Raw genomic sequence first — 16,499 nt, forward strand, 5'->3', positions numbered from 1 at the left:
GCGTCAGGCGGGCCCATGACGGGTACGGCGTCCCGGTCTGGTGACGGGTGCGGCGTCCCGGCCCGGCTCAGTAGTGGGCGCCCGGGTCGAGGTCGTCCTCCTCGAAGACCAGGAGGGTCCGGGTGCTCAGGATCTCGGGGATGGCCTGGAGGCGGGTGAGGACCAGTTCGCGCAGGGCCCGGTTGTCCGGGGAGTGCACGAGCAGCAATACGTCGAAATCCCCGCTGACGAGGGCGATGTGGGCGACGCCCGGCAGGGACCTGAGCTGTTGGCGTACGGTGCGCCAGGAGTTCTGCACGATCCGCAGGGTCAGGTACGCCGAGGCGCCCTGACCGGCGCGTTCGTGGTTCACTCTGGCTCCGAAGCCGCGGATCACCCCGTCCTCGATGAGCCGGTTGATGCGTGCGTAGGCGTTGGCCCGCGAGACGTGGACCTGTTCCGCCACCGACCGTATCGAGGCCCGGCCGTCCGCCTGGAGGATGCGCAGGATGTCCCGGTCCACGGAGTCGATCGGACGGGGCTCGGGCAGCGCGTCGAGGTCCGTGCCGGGGCCGCCGGGGCCGCCGGGGCCGGAACGGTGGGCACCGTGAGGCCCCTGTGCACCTTGTGTCCCCTGTGTCCCCTGTGTCCCCTGCGCTCTCTGGGGTGTGCGGGAACTGGGTGAACCCTGGGAGGCCTGCGATCCTTGGGGTTCGTGGGTGCTCTGGGGGCCGCGGGCCGGGCCGGGGGGTGTCACCCCGCCGGGTGCGGCCGCCGCGTGGTCGTGTGCGCCGCGCGCACCCGGTTCCTGGCGCGGGAGAGGTGTCCGGCGGGCGGGGCGCGGCGGTTCGGCGCCCGCTCCCCGCCCTGTTCCGGAGCCCTGCGCGGCGGCCGGGCGGGGCCCTGGAACGGAGCCGGGACCAGTGCTCTCGCCGGGCCGCGGTTCCGGTCTTCCGGCCATTCGTTCAGCAGCCACCTGCCGCCACCTCTCCCCTTTGGACGCCCGGTGGCCATTGCAGGCCGCCCTGAGCCGTTTGTCCACAGGCTGAGGGCGCCTGTAGCCAAATTTCGTCCGTACTCGCACCATCAAGGGGTGAGGCACGTCACTTTCGGCGTGCGTCTCGCGCCGTTCCACGAGGAGGTGCCGGACATGACGGTCGTCGAGGATCAGGGGCATGAGGGGGCGCACCGCCCGGCTGCGCCGCCCGACTGGCGGACCCGGGTGGAGCCGGGCCCGCTGCTGCCCGAGACCGAGCCGTACCGTGTCCTGGGCACCAAGGCCGTCGAGCGGGTGGACCCGGCGCTGCTGCGTCGGCTGTACGCCGAGCTGGTGCGCGGGCGCCGCTTCAACACGCAGGCCACCGCCCTCACCCGGCAGGGCCGGCTCGCGGTGTACCCGTCCACCACCGGCCAGGAGGCCGCCGAGATCGCCGCCGCTCTCGTGCTGGAGGAGCGGGACTGGCTCTTCCCGAGCTACCGCGACACGCTCGCCGTGATCGCCCGGGGTGTCGACCCGCTGGAGACCCTGACGCTGCTGCGCGGTGACCGGCACACCGGCTACGACCCGCTCGCGACCCGCGTCGCCCCGCTGTCGACCCCGCTCGCCACCCATCTGCCGCACGCCGTGGGCCTCGCGCACGCGGCGCGGCTGCGTGGCGACGACGTCGTGGCGCTCGCGATGTGCGGGGACGGCGGAACCAGCGAGGGCGACTTCCACGAGGCGCTCAACTTCGCCGCCGTGTGGCGGGCGCCCGTCGTCTTCCTCGTGCAGAACAACGGCTACGCGATCTCCGTACCGCTCGCCAAGCAGTCCGCGGCCCCCTCGCTGGCCCACAAGGCCGTCGGGTACGGGATGCCGGGCCGGCTGGTCGACGGCAACGACGCGGTCGCGATGCACGAGGTGCTGAGCGAGGCGGTGGAACGGGCCAGGGCGGGCGGCGGACCGACGCTCGTCGAGGCGGTCACGTACCGGATGGAGGCGCACACCAACGCGGACGACGCGACGCGCTACCGCGTTCCCGAGGAGGTCGAGGCGTGGCGCGCGCACGACCCGGTCGGGATCATGGAACGCGAACTGCTGGAGCACGGGGTGATCGACGAGGCGGTCGTCGCCGAGGCGAAGGAACGGGCCGAGGAGTTCGCGGCCGGTCTGCGGGCCGCCCTCAACGAGGACGCGACGCTGCACCCGGAGCGGCTGTTCGACCACGTCTTCGCCGAGCGCACCCCGCAGCTGACCGAGCAGGCCGACCTGCTGCGCGCGGAGATCGAGGCGGAGGCCGAGGCGGAGACCGGGTCCGCGGCCGGGCCCGTGGCGGGGTCCGCGGCCGGGACCTCCGGCACGGCTACGGGAGCGGGGAACGAACGATGAGCACGGCGACGGCGGCCCCGGCCGCGGCGAGCACGGGCGGCGCGAAGCCCGCGACGATGGCGCAGGCCCTGACCCGGGCCCTGCGCGACGCGATGACCGAGGACCCCGCGGTGCACGTCCTCGGGGAGGACGTCGGGACCCTCGGCGGGGTCTTCCGCATCACCGACGGCCTCGCCGCCGAGTTCGGCGACGACCGGTGCACCGACACCCCGCTGGCCGAGGCCGGCATCCTGGGCGCGGCCGTGGGCATGGCGATGTACGGGCTGCGGCCGGTGGTCGAGATGCAGTTCGACGCCTTCGCGTACCCGTCCTTCGAGCAGGTCGTCAGCCATGTGGCGAAGATGCGCAACCGCACCGGCGGCAAGCTGCCGCTGCCGCTGACCATCCGCGTCCCCTTCGGGGGCGGGATCGGCGGCGTCGAGCATCACAGCGACTCCTCCGAGATCTACTACATGGCGACCCCCGGCCTGCACGTCGTGACGCCCGCGACGGTGGAGGACGCCTACGGACTGCTGCGCGCCTCGATCGCCTCCGACGACCCGGTCGTCTTCATGGAGCCCAAGCGGCTGTACTGGTCGAAGGCGGTGTGGTCGCCCGAGGCACCCGCCGCGGTCGAGCCGATCGGCCGGGCCGTCGTCCGGCGCCCCGGGCGCGGCGCGACGCTCCTGACGTACGGCCCCTCGCTCCCGGTGTGCCTGGAGGCGGCCGAGGCCGCGGTCGCGGAGGGCTGGGACCTGGAGGTCGTGGACCTGCGCAGCCTCGTGCCCTTCGACGACGAGACGGTGGCGGCGTCGGTGCGGCGCACCGGCCGCGCGGTCGTCGTGCACGAGTCGCAGGGCTTCGCCGGTCCCGGCGGGGAGATCGCGGCCCGGGTCACCGAGCGCTGTTTCCACCACTTGGAGGCGCCCGTCCTGCGGGTGGCCGGTTTCGACGTCCCGTATCCGCCGCCGATGATCGAGCGGCACCACCTGCCGGGCGTGGACCGCGTACTGGACGCGGTGGCACGGCTTCAGTGGGAGGCTGAGCGCTGATGACGCAGGTCCTGGAGTTCGCACTGCCCGACCTCGGTGAGGGGCTCACCGAGGCGCTCATCGTGCGCTGGCTCGTGGAGGTCGGCGACGTCGTGGAGATCGACCAGCCCGTCGTGGAGGTGGAGACCGCCAAGGCGATGGTCGAGGTGCCCTGCCCGCACGGCGGGGTCGTGGCCACGCGCTTCGGCGAGGAGGGGACGGACCTGCCGGTGGGCGCGCCGCTGATCGCCGTCGCGGTCGAGGGCGCCGCCGCCACGGGTGCCGGTCCCGCCGCCGGTTGTTCCGGCGGTGCGGCGGCCTCCGGCGCGGAGTCGGGCGGTGCGGCGGTTTCCGGCGCCGAGTCGGGTGGTGCGGCGGCCGGGGCCAGCGGCTCCGGGAACGTGCTGGTCGGCTACGGCACGGTGGGGGCCACGGGCGCCCGTCGCCGCCGGGTGCGACGCGCTTCCCCCGCCCCGGTCGCGGCGTCCGGGCCGGGTGTGGACGGTGTGGACGGTGCGGTGGTGAACGGGGCCGGTGCGGGCGTCCCGGCTTCCGTCACCGTCGTCGCCCCGCCGCACTCCGCCGTCGACGGTTCGGCGTCCGGTGGAGCGCGCGGGGCCGGCGGGAGGGCCGCCGAAGGGCCCGTGCCCGTCATCTCCCCGCTCGTGCGGAAGCTGGCCAGGGACCACGGTGTGAACCTGCGCGGCGTCACCGGCTCGGGTCCCGAGGGGCTGATCCTGCGCACCGACGTCGAGTCCTTCGTACGGGACGGCGCGGCGGACGGCGCCGAGGCGCACCAGCCGGCCGGGGCCCGCACCGCCGGCGCCGTGGACGAGGCCACCGAGACCGCTGCGAACGGGGACACGACAGCCGTGCGGTCCGCCGCTCCGCTCGGCACGGAGGTCCGCATCCCCCTGCGCGGGATGCGCGCGGTCGCCGCCGACAAGCTCTCGCGCAGCCGCAGCGAGATCCCGGACGCCACGTGCTGGGTCGACGCGGACGCGACGGAACTGCTGCGGGCCCGCAAAGCCATGAACGCGGCGGGCGGACCGAAGATCTCGCTGCTCGCGGTGTTCGCCCGGATCACCACCGCCGCGCTCGCCCGCTTCCCCGAGCTGAACTCCCGCGTGGACACCGGGGCCAGGGAGATCGTGCGCCTTCCCGGTGTGCACCTGGGCTTCGCGGCGCAGACCGACCGGGGGCTGGTCGTCCCCGTCGTCCGGGACGCCCACGCGCGCGACGCCGAGTCCCTCTCCGCGGTGTTCGCCCGGCTGACGGAGTCGGCGCGGTCGGGACGGCTGAGCCCCGCCGAACTGACCGGCGGCACCTTCACGCTCAACAACTACGGCGTGTTCGGCGTGGACGGGTCGACCCCGATCATCAACCACCCCGAGGCCGCGATGCTCGGCATCGGCCGCATCACGCCCAAACCGTGGGTGTACGAAGGGGAGCTGGCGGTGCGGCAACTCGTGCAGCTCTCCCTCACCTTCGACCACCGGGTGTGCGACGGCGGGGTTGCGGGCGGGTTCCTGCGCTACGTCGCGGACTGTGTGGAGCAGCCGGCGGTGCTGCTGCGCACGCTCTGAGGCTGCGCACGCGCGGAGCCGCGCACGCCCCGAGGCGGCGGACAGCGGTACGACAGGGCGGGACGCCCCCGGCATACCGGGGGAGTTCCGCCCTGTTCCGTGTGCACGGGGTGCCATCGATCTTCGCAGTGGCCATACTTCAGGGCGCGCACCACCCACTCGGGTCACTCGGTGCACTCGGGGGCAGGGGCGCACCGCGGGATTTCGGGGCACGGGTAGGGCGCGGCGGGACTACGGGTAACGGCCACGGCGGGACTGCGGGCACGAGCGCCTCGCGGAGCCGGGGCACGACTCTGGCCGGGGCACATCTCAGGAGGCGAACGTGGTCGAGGCGAGGAGCGGGTACGACGCCGTGGTCCTGGCGGGCGGAGCGGCGAGGCGGCTGGGCGGGACGGACAAGCCCGCCGTCACGGTCGGGGGCCGGACCCTGATCGACCGGGTGCTGGCCGCGTGCGCGACAGCGGGGACCACGGTCGTCGTGTCCGGGCCCCGGTCCTGCGCCCGGCCCGTCGTGCGGGTCCGCGAGGAGCCGCCGGGCGGCGGTCCCGTCGCCGCGCTCGACGCCGGGCTGCGGCACACCGCCCAGGACCTGGTGCTGGTGCTGTCCGCCGATCTCCCCTTCCTCGACCGGCCCACGGTCGAGCGGCTCGTGACCGCGCTCGCCGCCGGGGCGGGCCCCGGCGGCGAGCAGGCGGACGGGGCGCTGCTCGTCGACGCGACGGGCCGTGACCAGACCCTGCTGGCCGTCTACCGCGCTTCCTCGCTGCGGGCCGCGCTCGACCGGCTGCGCGCGGAGCACGGCACGCTGCACGGGCTGCCGTTGCGGTCTCTCGTCTCGGCCTTCGCCCTCGTCCGTCTGCGCGACGACGGCAACGCCTCTTTCGACTGCGACACCTGGGAGGACGTCGCTGTCGCCCGGGACAGGATCAGGGAGCATGGGCACGTGTTGGATGAATGGATTTCCGCAGTCAAGGCCGAACTCGGCATCGATCTGGACGTCGACCTGCACGTCGTCCTCGACCTGGCCCGGGACGCGGCGCACGGCGTGGACCGGCCCGCCGCCCCCCTGACGACCTTCCTCGTCGGGTACGCGGCGGGCCGGGCGCAGGGCGGCCCGGAGGAGGTCGCCGCGCTCGCGCACAAGGCCGCCGAACTGGCGAACCGGTGGGCGGCTGAGGCGCAGTGAACCGGAGGAGCGGCGAGGACCCGGATCCCGGCGCCGACGCCTCAGCCGAGGCGCCCTTCGACGAAACGCCCTTCGACGAAACGCCTTTCGACGAGGCGCTGGCTCTGGTGCGCGCGGAGCCGGTCGAAGATCCGGCCGCCCCGGAAGCAGGGCCTCGCGCCGCTCGGGAGCGGCGGAACCCGCGGGAGCGCGATGAGCGACGAGCGCACGGTGAGGGGGGCGGGCGGCGGCCCAGTCCGGAGGAGGGCGCGCCGGACGAGGCGACGGACGGGCCCGCCGTCCCGCGTCGGGGAGCCGGTCCTGCCGCACCGCGTGCGGGGCGCGAGCGCTCCGTCCCGCGTCCGGCTCCGGCCCCTCCAGCCCCTTGTTCCGGTACCGCCGCCGCTTCGGAGACGCACGCGACCGCGTCGCCGCACCGGCCGGGTGTCCTTTCCTGGGAGGAGGCCAGGGCGGTGGCGCTGCGGGCCGGGGGCGAGGTCGTGGCACGGACGGCGCAGGTGCGTCCGGCTCCCCGGACGGCTCTCGACGCGGCCCTCGGTCTCGCCCTCGCGGAGCCCCTGAACGCGCTCACCGACCTGCCCTCCTTCGACACCTCGGCCATGGACGGCTGGGCCGTCGCGGGCCCCGGGCCCTGGCTGCTCGCGAAGGGCGGGGTGCTCGCCGGGCAGCATCAGCACGACGGGGTCGAGGACGGCAGCGCCGTCCCGATCGCGACCGGTGCGCCGGTCCCCTCCGGGGCCACCGCCGTCGTGCGCAGCGAGCACGGCGAGGTCGATCACTCCGGACGGCTGCATCCGCTGCGTGCCGTGCTCCAGGGGCAGGACATCCGCCCGCGCGGCCAGGAGTGCCGTACCCACGACCGGCTGCTGGACGCGGGCACGCTCATCACCCCCGTGGTTCTGGGGCTGGCCGCGGCCGCCGGCTACGACGCGGTGCGCGCCGTTCCCCGTCCCACGGTGGAGGTACTGGTCCTCGGCGACGAACTGCTGACCAGCGGGCTGCCCGAACAGGGCCGTATCCGGGACGCGCTCGGCCCCATGCTCCCGTCCTGGCTGCGCGCGCTCGGCGGCGAGGTCCGCGCGGTACGGCGGCTCGGGGACGAGAAGGAGAGCCTGCTCAAGGCCGTCGCGGGCAGCGAGGCCGACCTCATCCTCACGACGGGCGGCACGGCCGGGGGGCCCGTGGACCACGTTCACCCGGTGCTCGACCGGATCGGCGCCCGGCTTCTGGTCGACGGGGTCTCGGTCCGGCCCGGTCACCCCATGCTCCTGGCCGCGACCGCGTCCGGACAGCACCTCGTGGGCCTCCCTGGGAACCCGCTGGCCGCCGTGTCCGGGCTCCTGACCCTGGCCGCTCCCCTGCTGCGGGTCCTCGCGGGCCGTGCCGGAACACAGCCGTACGCCGTTCCCGTCGCCGAGGAGGTCCAGGGACATCCGCAGGACACCCGGCTGCTGCCGGTGCGGCTGCGCTCCGGGAGGGCCGAGGTAGTGCGCTTCAACGGGCCCGCGATGCTCCGGGGCATGGCGAGGGCCGAGGCCCTGGCGGTCGTACCGCCGGGCGGAGCCCGCCAGGGACAGCAGCTGGAACTTCTCGAACTGCCATGGGGCACGGGATGTTTCACGTGAAACGATGCCCCATGTTTCACGTGAAACATGGACAGGCCGCCGGTGGACACGCGGTCGGCAGTGAGGGGAAGGCCCGCCGTGCCGCGGTGGGTCACGGACGAGCAGGGTGCGTGGGGCCGTCGGCCCGCGCGGGAGGTTTCACGTGAAACTGCCCGGACAGGACGCCATCGCGCGTCAGGCCGGCGAGAAGCTTGTGGCCACGCGGGTCAAACTGCCGCGACGGATGGTCGAGCGGCCCTTCCGGCAGGTCGCCAAGCGCATCACCATGGCGCTCGCCGTCCTCGTGGGGACCGCGCTGCTCGTGTACCTGGGGCGCGACGGCTACGGCGACAACTCGGACCACCAGGTCGATCTGCTCGACGCCTTCTACTACGCGACCGTGACCCTCTCCACCACGGGTTACGGCGATATCGTGCCGGTCAGCGACACGGCCCGGCTCATCAATATCCTCGTCGTCACGCCACTGCGCGTGCTGTTCCTGATCATTCTGGTCGGCACCACCCTGGAGGTCCTCACCGAGAGGACCCGCGAGGAGTGGCGCCTGCACCGCTGGAGGAGTGCGTTGAGAGACCACACCGTCGTCGTCGGCTTCGGTACGAAGGGCCGTTCGGCGATCAAGACCGTGCTGGCCACGGGCTCGGTGACCCCGCAACAGGTGGTGGTCGTCGACCCCAACGAGAAGGTGATCGAACTCGCCACCTCGGAGGGCTTCGCGGGGGTGGTCGGTGACGCGACGCGCAGCGACGTACTGGCCCGTGCGGAGGTGGCCAAGTCCCGGCAGATCATCATCGCGACGCAGCGCGACGACACGGCGGTGCTCGTGGCGCTCACCGCCCGCCAGCTCAACCGGACCGCTCACATCGTGGCGGCGGTCCGCGAGGAGGAGAACGCGCCGTTGTTGCGCCAGTCCGGCGCGGACGCCGTGATCACGAGTGCGAGCGCGGCCGGACGGCTGCTCGGCCTCTCGGTGCTCAGCCCCAGCGCGGGCATGGTCCTGGAGGACCTCATCCAGCAGGGCACCGGTCTCGACCTGGTCGAGCGTCCGGTCATAAAGTCCGAGGTGGGGCGCGGACCGCGGGACACCGACGACCTGGTCATCAGCGTGGTCCGCGGGCACCGGGTACTCGGCTACGACGATCCGGCCGTCGGTACCCTCCAGTTGACCGACCGCCTCATCACCATCGTGCGCGCCGGTCCCGACCCCCATATGGCGCCGGACACGCGACCGCTGCCCAGTGCCTGAACCGTCCGCGCACCGGCCCCCGGGTCCGCGCCTTCTGCTCGCACCGGGGCCCGCGCGAGTAGCCTCGCGAGCATGTATGCGATCACGATTCCCGAACCCGGTGGCCCTGAGGCTCTCGTAGGGGCCGAGGTGCCCGATCCGGTCGCGGCGGCGGGTGAAGCGCTGGTCCAGGTCGTGGCGGCCGGGGTCAACCGCGCCGACGTCATGCAGCGCCAGGGCTTCTACCCCCCGCCGCCCGGCGCGCCCGTGTACCCCGGCCTGGAGGTGTCCGGCCGGATCCTCGCGCTCGGCGAGGGGGTGTCCGGATGGGCCGTCGGCGACGAGGTGTGCGGCCTGCTCGCGGGCGGCGGCTACGCCGAGAAGGTGGCCGTGCCGGTGGGGCAGTTGCTGCCCGTGCCGAAGGGGATCGACCTCGTGGACGCGGCCTCGCTGCCGGAGGTCACGGCGACGGTGTGGTCGAACGTCTTCATGGTCGCGGGGCTGCGCCCCGGGGAGACCCTGCTGGTGCACGGCGGTTCGAGTGGGATCGGCACCATGGCGATCCAGCTCGGCAAGGCGGTGGGCGCGCGCGTCGCGGTGACCGCGGGCACCCCGGAGAAGCTGGAGAGCTGCCGCGAACTGGGCGCCGACATCCTCATCAACTACCGCGAACAGGATTTCGTGGAGGAGCTGCGCGAGGCCACCGGCGGCCACGGCGCCGACGTCATCCTCGACAACATGGGCGCCAAGTACCTGGAACGCAATATCGACGCGCTCGCGGTCAACGGACGGCTCGTCATCATCGGGCTTCAGGGCGGCGTCAAGGCGGAGATCAACCTCAACACGCTGCTCCAGAAGCGGCTCGCGGTCGCCGCGACCTCCCTGCGCTCGCGGCCGGTGGAGGAGAAGGCGGCCATCGTGGCCGGCGTCAGGGAGCACGTGTGGCCGCTCCTTGAGTCGGGCACCGTGCGCACGGTCGTGCACCGTCGCCTGCCGCTGAGCGAGGTGTCCGCCGCGCACACGATCCTGGACGAGAGCAGCCACATCGGGAAGCTGATCCTGGTCACGCCCTGAGCGGAGTCCTCCTTCGCACCCGGCGCGGCCCGCACGCGCGCATCGCGCACACCCGCCGAAGGGCCAGTGCTGGCGCGCGGCCCGTACGCGCGCATCGCGCACACGGAAGCACGGGGAACAGGCCTCCGCGCGCGAGCGGCGCGTCTCCGGCACTTCCGGCGGGCGCGTCGTGGCTGAGGTGCCGTGCGTCCCGGCATGTGTGACGCTGGTCGCACTGTTCTGGCCGGGCGCAAGGGGCCGGGTACGAAGGGGGCGCCGGGATGACGTCAGTTTTTCGGCTACCGGTGTTCGCCGGCGCGGCGGTGTTCGCGGTGCTGGTGGTTCTGCTCCTGACCTGGCTGCCGACGGGATACGCCCGGGCCGGCGAGCCCGCGCTCGCCGCGACCACCGCGCCGACGACTCCTCGCGTACCGGAGACGGCGCCGCCCACGCGTTCCGGCGGGGGCGGGCCGGCCCCGGCCTCCGGCGCCACCAGCCCGGATCCCCCGGTCCGGGACGGCCACGGCGGGGCCCCGGACGAGGACGAGCAGCACGGGGGCCTGTTCCCGTGGTTTCCCGTGCGCATCCCCGGTGTGATCGGCTCCCGGCCAGGCGACGAGGCCCTACCGGGTGACGACGCCCAGTCCGGGAACGAGGCGCACACCGGACGGCCGGCGCGCCCGTCGGCCGTGTCCCCGACCCCGTCGACGCCCGCCTCGGCGGCGCCTTCGCCACGCACCTCGCGCACCGCTCCCCCGGGCACCCCCGCCGCCGAGGAGCGGCACAGCCGTACCGGCGGTGGGAACCCGTCGGCCGTGTCCTCCTCCGGGGCGGCGCTCTCCGTACCGCTCCCGCCGCCCGCTCCCCCTCCCGCGTCCGCCGAGGAGCGCACCCCCGACACCGCGACGAGTGACCCGGGCACTCCGGTTCCCGGGGCGCGCGACGCGCACCGCGCGGTCGCCTCGCGCGGTGGGGCGGCGTCCGGGCAGATGGCTCTGGGCGGCGGCCTGATCTGTGTCGGTCTGGGACTGGCCACGGCTTTTCTCGGGCTGCGTCTGCGCCGGGCCTGAGCCGTGCGGCCCCCTCATGGGGGCGCCATCCGGGTGGGAGCACGAGGTGCGAGACAATGAGCGCATGGAGATCCCGAGGAACGAACGGTCGCAGGAGCACCCGCAGGTCCTGGTCGTCGGACAGGACGGAATGGCGCTCGGCGGCGGTGGAGCGGACGACTCCACCGAGATCCCGGTGACCGAGATGGTCGCGCAGCCCGCGAAGGTCATGCGCATCGGCAGCATGATCAAGCAGCTGCTGGAGGAGGTCCGGGCGGCTCCTCTCGACGAGGCGAGCCGGGCCCGGCTGCGCGAGATCCACGCCAGCTCCGTGAAGGAGCTGGAGGACGGGCTGGCGCCGGAACTGGTGGAGGAGCTGGAACGGATCTCGCTGCCGTTCACCGATGACGTCACGCCGAGCGACGCCGAGCTGCGTATCGCGCAGGCCCAGCTGGTGGGCTGGCTGGAGGGGCTGTTCCACGGCATCCAGACCACGCTGTTCGCCCAGCAGATGGCGGCCCGCGCCCAGCTGGAGCAGATGCGCCGCGCGCTGCCGCCCGGGGCGGGCGGCGGGGAAGAGGGCGGTGACGCGTCCGGCGGCCGCACGGGCGGCCCCTACCTGTAGAGACCCCGTAGAGACCGATCCGTACCGCATACGGCTGGGGCCCGCCTCCCCACGGGGGGAGGCGGGCCCCAGCCGTTCGTCGGTTGCGTCACCGCACCCCGCGAGTCACCGGGCGCCGCTCACTCGGGGTTCCCGGTCGAGACGCTGAGCGTCATCGTCCCGCGCTCCTTCTCGTCCACGTTCGTGCGCGCCGCCGGCCACTGGTCGATGACGGAGCCCTCGCCGAAGGTGTTGTCGGGCACGAACTTCACCTTGAACTCCCAGCCGGCGGCCCGCAGACAGTCCTTGACCGAGTTCACGTACTTGTACTGGAAGTTGGGGACCTGGATCTTGTCCGGGTCGTTGTACGCCTCGTCGGGGTCCGTGCACTTCTTCGGGTCGATCGTCTTCGTCGTGTCCGGCCCCCGGTAGCCCGCCTGGTGCGAGGCCGACTCCTTGGCCTGCGGCTTGTCGTCGCCGGTGTCCTTCTCGCGCTGCGTCAGGACCGCGATCACGGCCACCACGGCCAGCACCGCCACCACGGCCGAGGCGACGAGCAGGCCGCGCCCCCGCCTGCCGCCGCCCGTCCGCCCGCTCGGCTGCGGACTCCCGTACGGAGTGGTCGGCGGCTGCTGGTACGGCGAGGGCGGCGGCGTCGCGTACCCCTGCTGCGGATAGCCGTAACCGGCCTGGACCGGGGGCTGGCCGGTCTGCGGCGTGCCGTACGCGGAGTGCGGCGCCGGGTGGGGGAGCTGGTACGGGCTCTGCGCCGCGTACGGCCCCTGTGGCGGCTGCGCGGTCTGGTCGACGGGCGGGAAGACGGCGGCGCCCACCCCTGTGCCGCTCTGCGAGGGGGCGGTGCGCACGACGCTCGGGGCGGCCCCGGACAGCGAGCGCGCCACCCGGTCGCACTCCTCGCGCATCGATTCCGCGGTGGGGAAGCGGTCGTTGGGGTTCTTGCGCAGGGCCCGGGCCACGAGCGCGTCGACGGCCGGCGGCAGCGACTGGTTGAGCGAGGAGGGCGGGACGGGCTCCTCCTGGACGTGCGCGTACGCGATGGCCAGCGGCGAGTCCGCGTCGAAGGGCAGCCGGCCGGTCAGCAGCTGGAAGAGCATGATGCCGACGGAGTAGATGTCGCTGCGCGCGTCGACGCCCCGGCCCAGTGCCTGTTCCGGGGAGAGGTACTGCGGGGTGCCCACGACCATGCCGGTCTGGGTCATCGAGGTGACCCCGGACTGGATGGCGCGGGCGATGCCGAAGTCCATGACCTTGACCACGCCGCGCTTGGTCAGCATGACGTTGCCCGGCTTGATGTCCCGGTGCACGAGGCCCATCTCGTGGCTGATCTCCAGCGCCGCGAGCACGTCCCCGGTGATCTTGAGGGCCTTGTCGGTGGGCATCGCCCCGAACCGCGCCACGTCCTGCTCGAAGACCGAGCCCAGGGGGAGGCCCTCGACGAACTCCATGACGATGTACGGGGTGGCGGTCCCGCCGAGATCGTCCTCGCCGGTGTCGAAGACCGAGACGATGTTGGTGTGCGTGAGCTTCGCCACGGCCTGCGCCTCGCGCCGGAAACGTTCCCGGAAGGCGGGCTCGCGGCCCAGCTCGGTGTGCAGGGTCTTGATCGCGACCTGCCGGTCGAGCACCGAATCGTAGGCGAGATGCACCGAGGCCATCCCGCCCTCACCGAGCAGTTCACGCAACTGGTACCGGCCTCCGGCCACGGAATCTCCCGCGTACCGGCCGTGCGCGCCGCCGTCCTGGCTCATGGTCCCCCGCCGTTCCGCCCGCACTCCGTACGGTGTGCGCCCTCGTGTCGCCGCCTGCCGTTCTGCCGGAACGCCGTGCCGTCGTTCGCCGGAATCCCGTTCCGCCGCAGCGCCCGGGCGACGAACTCACCGCGTCCGTGCCCGTGTTCCCGGTGCACTGGTCAGGGTGATCGCATGCGATGATCCGTGACCGGTCCCCGCCAAGTCTGCCGCAGGGCACCGACACGTCAAGCCAGGTGCCCGAGTCGTGACCGTACGCGCAAGAAGCTTCTCGAAAGCGTGACAGTGGGAACAGGGGTCCGCGGCGGGGATTTGCGTGCGGATGTCCCTGGCGGGTTTGATGGCCGGTCCTTCTCGGACCGTCGTGTCGTGCAAAGGCTGTAGCGTGGCGACGGAGGACCGTGAAAAGCACCGCGCGGACCGCGGACAGAAACGACGGCGAGGACCGATGGCACAGACGCAGCGCGCTCAGGGCCCGTCCGACCCCGAGGCGACTGGCGGCGGCATGTCAGACGCGCCGGAGTTGTGGGGCGACGGCGGACTGGTCGGTGACGGCCGTTACCGGCTCACGCACCGCCTGGGACGCGGTGGTATGGCGGAGGTCTTCGCGGCCGAGGACGTTCGGCTCGGCCGTACCGTCGCCGTCAAGCTGTTGCGCTCCGACCTCGCCGAGGACCCGACCTCCAAGGCCCGCTTCACCCGCGAGGCCCAGTCCGTCGCGGGCCTCAACCACCATGCCGTCGTGGCGGTCTACGACTCCGGCGAGGACGTCGTCGGGCGCAACGTCGTCCCCTACATGGTCATGGAGCTGGTCGAGGGCCGCACCATCCGTGAGCTGCTGCTGAGCGCCGAAGCCCCAGGCCCCGACCAGGCGTTGATCATCGTCTCCGGGGTGCTGGAGGCGCTGGCCTACTCGCACCAGCACGGGATCGTGCACCGCGACATCAAGCCCGCCAACGTGATCATCACCAACTCGGGCGCGGTCAAGGTCATGGACTTCGGCATCGCCCGCGCGCTGCACGGCGCGCAGTCCACGATGACCCAGACCGGCATGGTCATGGGCACCCCTCAGTACCTCTCCCCCGAGCAGGCCCTCGGCAAGGCCGTCGACCACCGCAGCGACCTCTACGCGACCGGTTGCCTGCTCTACGAACTTCTCGCCCTGCGGCCCCCGTTCACCGGGGAGACCCCGCTCTCCGTCGTCTACCAGCACGTCCAGGACCCGCCGGTGCCGCCCTCCCGGATGGCCGACGTCTGCCCGCCGGAGCTGGACGGGCTCGTGCTGCGGGCGCTGGCGAAGGACCCGGACGACCGTTTCCAGAGCGCCGAGGAGATGCGCGGCCTCGTCCAGTACGGCCTCCAGATGCTGCACGAGCAGGGCGGCTTCACGGGCGGTATGTGGAACACCGGGCAGATCGACGTCGCCTCCGCCGGGGCCCAGCCGATGAACGGCTCCGCGACGATGGCCTTCGGCAGCGGTACCGCGCAGATCCCGCAGCAGACGATGCTGCGCCCGCCGGGAGACGACGGCGGCTTCGAGGGGGGCGGTCCGGGGCCGCGCGGTCAGGGCCGAGGGCGTGGCCGGATGTGGCTCGTCGCGGCTCTCGCCGTCGTCGCTGTCGTCGTCGGTGTGGCCTTCGCCCTGAACTATGGCGGGGACGACAGCAAGGGCAAAACCCCCAAGGAGAGCCCGACGCCCTCGGTCACCCACTCGGAGACGCACAAGAAGGAGAAGCAGTCCAAGGAGCCCTCCGAGGAGACCGAGGACACAGGTACCGGCGTGGCCCCGGGCGACGGCTCCGACGGGACCGGCAGCGGCGACTCCGGCTGGCAGTCCAACCAGCCCCCGGGCACCGGTCAGCGGTCGAATCCGACGCCGAGCACGAGCGACGAGGCCCCCGAGGACCCGAACCCGACGCAGTCGCAGGGCGGCACCGGCGACAACGGGGGCAACGGTGGCGAGCAGCAGTCTCCGCCGCCCAGCCAGCCCACGGAGCCGACCACACCGACCGACCCGGGCGATGACACCGGCGGCGCGGGAGAAGACCCCGGCGGCGCTGACACCAACGGCGGAGTGCAGGGCCAGGGCGAAGGCCAGCAGTGAGGTGATGTTTCACGTGAAACATCACCCGAGGGGCCTATCGAGGGCCTGAGGAATGTTTCACGTGAAACACCGCGGGCGGCGTGTTTCACGTGAAACACGCCGGGCGGCGCGGAGGCGCGTGATCGTCGATGCGCGTGATCCGTGTGTTCCGCGTCGCTGAGGTGCGCGTTCCACGCTGGACCTCGTGGGAGCGGCTCAGCCGGGTACTGGCCGGGCGGGCAGTGGCGTGGCCGGTACGGCTGCCGGAAAGTGGTTTCTGACCCGGCCGTCTCCGTACGGTCGGCGGGCCACCCCCGACTCAGGAGGAAGCGCCGTGCGGGAGAGCGGAACGGGCGACGGGTGCGGGGCCGAGGGGACGCCGGCCGTCCGGCCCTCGCGAGGCCGGACGCTGTACTCGGCCTCGATGTCGCTGGACGGCTTCATCACCGGCCCCGGCGGCGACATGTCCTGGCTTGCCGACCACCTCGCGCCCAACCCCTGGCTGGACGCCTTCGTGCCCCGTATCGGGGCTCTACTCGTCGGGAGCCGGACCTTCGGGGGCGACGATCCCTACCGGGGCACGGAGGCCGAGGGGGAAGCCTTCGGCGGCGCGTGGAGCGGGCCGCAGTTCGTGCTCACTCATCGCGCCCCCGCCCGGCCGGTGCCGGGCGTGACCTTCGTCGGGGATCTCCGTGACGGGCTGGCGCAGGCCAAGGAGGCGGCCGGGGAGGGCTATGTGAACGTCCTCGGCGCCGCGACCGCCCGCCAGTGCCTGGAGGCGGGTCTGCTTGACGAGATCCTGGTGTGCGTCGTTCCCGTGCTGCTGGGGGACGGGGTACGGCTCTTCGAGCGGCCGGACGGCGAGCGGGTTCGCCTGGAGCGCCTGGCCCTCTCGGGAACGCCGGAGGCCACGAACCTCTGGCTGCGTGTGGTGCGCTGAACCCGGCGGCCGGGCTGACGTGGGC

General features: G+C 73.3%; 13 protein-coding genes. 11 read left to right on the forward strand and 2 right to left on the reverse strand.

Annotated elements, in window-relative coordinates; translation table 11 throughout:
- Positions 1–67 precede the first annotated feature (67 nt).
- Positions 68–529: an Lrp/AsnC family transcriptional regulator gene (locus AB0J21_RS09630; RefSeq protein WP_363145728.1), complete on the reverse strand. Its 462-nt coding sequence runs from the start codon at positions 527–529 to the stop codon at positions 68–70.
- Between the two features lie 600 nt (positions 530–1,129).
- Here AB0J21_RS09630 and pdhA point away from each other — a divergent pair.
- The 9 genes from pdhA (at position 1,130) to AB0J21_RS09675 (ending at position 11,703) form a co-directional block, all read left to right on the forward strand.
- Positions 1,130–2,347 (forward strand): pyruvate dehydrogenase (acetyl-transferring) E1 component subunit alpha, encoded by a 1,218-nt coding sequence (pdhA, locus tag AB0J21_RS09635; protein WP_363145729.1) that lies wholly within the window; start codon positions 1,130–1,132, stop codon positions 2,345–2,347.
- Positions 2,344–3,378 carry an alpha-ketoacid dehydrogenase subunit beta gene (locus AB0J21_RS09640; protein ID WP_363145304.1) on the forward strand — a complete coding sequence of 345 codons (1,035 nt, stop codon included), beginning with the start codon at positions 2,344–2,346 and terminating at the stop codon, positions 3,376–3,378. The genes pdhA and AB0J21_RS09640 overlap by 4 nt, the downstream gene beginning before the upstream one ends.
- Positions 3,378–4,943 (forward strand): dihydrolipoamide acetyltransferase family protein, encoded by a 1,566-nt coding sequence (locus tag AB0J21_RS09645; RefSeq protein ID WP_363145305.1) that lies wholly within the window; start codon positions 3,378–3,380, stop codon positions 4,941–4,943. Before AB0J21_RS09640 ends, AB0J21_RS09645 begins: the two co-directional genes overlap by 1 nt.
- A 322-nt stretch (positions 4,944–5,265) precedes the next feature.
- Positions 5,266–6,129, forward strand: a complete 864-nt coding sequence (locus AB0J21_RS09650; protein ID WP_363145306.1) for an NTP transferase domain-containing protein — start codon at positions 5,266–5,268, stop codon at positions 6,127–6,129.
- Positions 6,126–7,754, forward strand: coding sequence for a molybdopterin-binding protein (locus AB0J21_RS09655; protein WP_363145307.1), 1,629 nt, complete (start codon positions 6,126–6,128; stop codon positions 7,752–7,754). Before AB0J21_RS09650 ends, AB0J21_RS09655 begins: the two co-directional genes overlap by 4 nt.
- Before the next feature lie 142 nt (positions 7,755–7,896).
- Positions 7,897–8,997 carry a potassium channel family protein gene (locus AB0J21_RS09660; RefSeq protein ID WP_363145308.1) on the forward strand — a complete coding sequence of 367 codons (1,101 nt, stop codon included), beginning with the start codon at positions 7,897–7,899 and terminating at the stop codon, positions 8,995–8,997.
- Between the two features lie 72 nt (positions 8,998–9,069).
- Positions 9,070–10,050: an NAD(P)H-quinone oxidoreductase gene (locus tag AB0J21_RS09665; protein WP_363145309.1), complete on the forward strand. Its 981-nt coding sequence runs from the start codon at positions 9,070–9,072 to the stop codon at positions 10,048–10,050.
- A 260-nt stretch (positions 10,051–10,310) separates the two neighbouring features.
- Positions 10,311–11,099 carry a hypothetical protein gene (locus tag AB0J21_RS09670; RefSeq protein ID WP_363145310.1) on the forward strand — a complete coding sequence of 263 codons (789 nt, stop codon included), beginning with the start codon at positions 10,311–10,313 and terminating at the stop codon, positions 11,097–11,099.
- Positions 11,100–11,163: 64 nt separating this feature from the next.
- Positions 11,164–11,703, forward strand: a complete 540-nt coding sequence (locus AB0J21_RS09675; protein WP_363145311.1) for a bacterial proteasome activator family protein — start codon at positions 11,164–11,166, stop codon at positions 11,701–11,703.
- A 119-nt stretch (positions 11,704–11,822) separates the two neighbouring features.
- Here the strand turns inward: AB0J21_RS09675 and AB0J21_RS09680 are convergent, their stop codons facing one another.
- Positions 11,823–13,451: a protein kinase gene (locus AB0J21_RS09680; protein ID WP_363145312.1), complete on the reverse strand. Its 1,629-nt coding sequence runs from the start codon at positions 13,449–13,451 to the stop codon at positions 11,823–11,825.
- 448 nt (positions 13,452–13,899) lie between these two features.
- Here AB0J21_RS09680 and AB0J21_RS09685 point away from each other — a divergent pair, with 448 nt between their 5' ends.
- Both AB0J21_RS09685 and AB0J21_RS09690 read left to right on the forward strand, forming a co-directional pair.
- Entirely contained in the window at positions 13,900–15,555 is a 1,656-nt protein-coding gene (locus AB0J21_RS09685) for a protein kinase (RefSeq protein WP_363145313.1), read from the forward strand.
- Positions 15,556–15,868: 313 nt separating this feature from the next.
- The gene (locus AB0J21_RS09690; RefSeq protein WP_363145314.1) at positions 15,869–16,474 is read left to right on the forward strand and encodes a dihydrofolate reductase family protein; all 606 of its coding nucleotides are present in this window, start codon (positions 15,869–15,871) and stop codon (positions 16,472–16,474) included.
- Positions 16,475–16,499 lie beyond the last annotated feature (25 nt).

Origin of the sequence: Streptomyces sp. NPDC049954, from assembly GCF_040656295.1 — a bacterium.
In the GTDB taxonomy this organism is placed as follows: Bacteria; Actinomycetota; Actinomycetes; order Streptomycetales; family Streptomycetaceae; genus Streptomyces.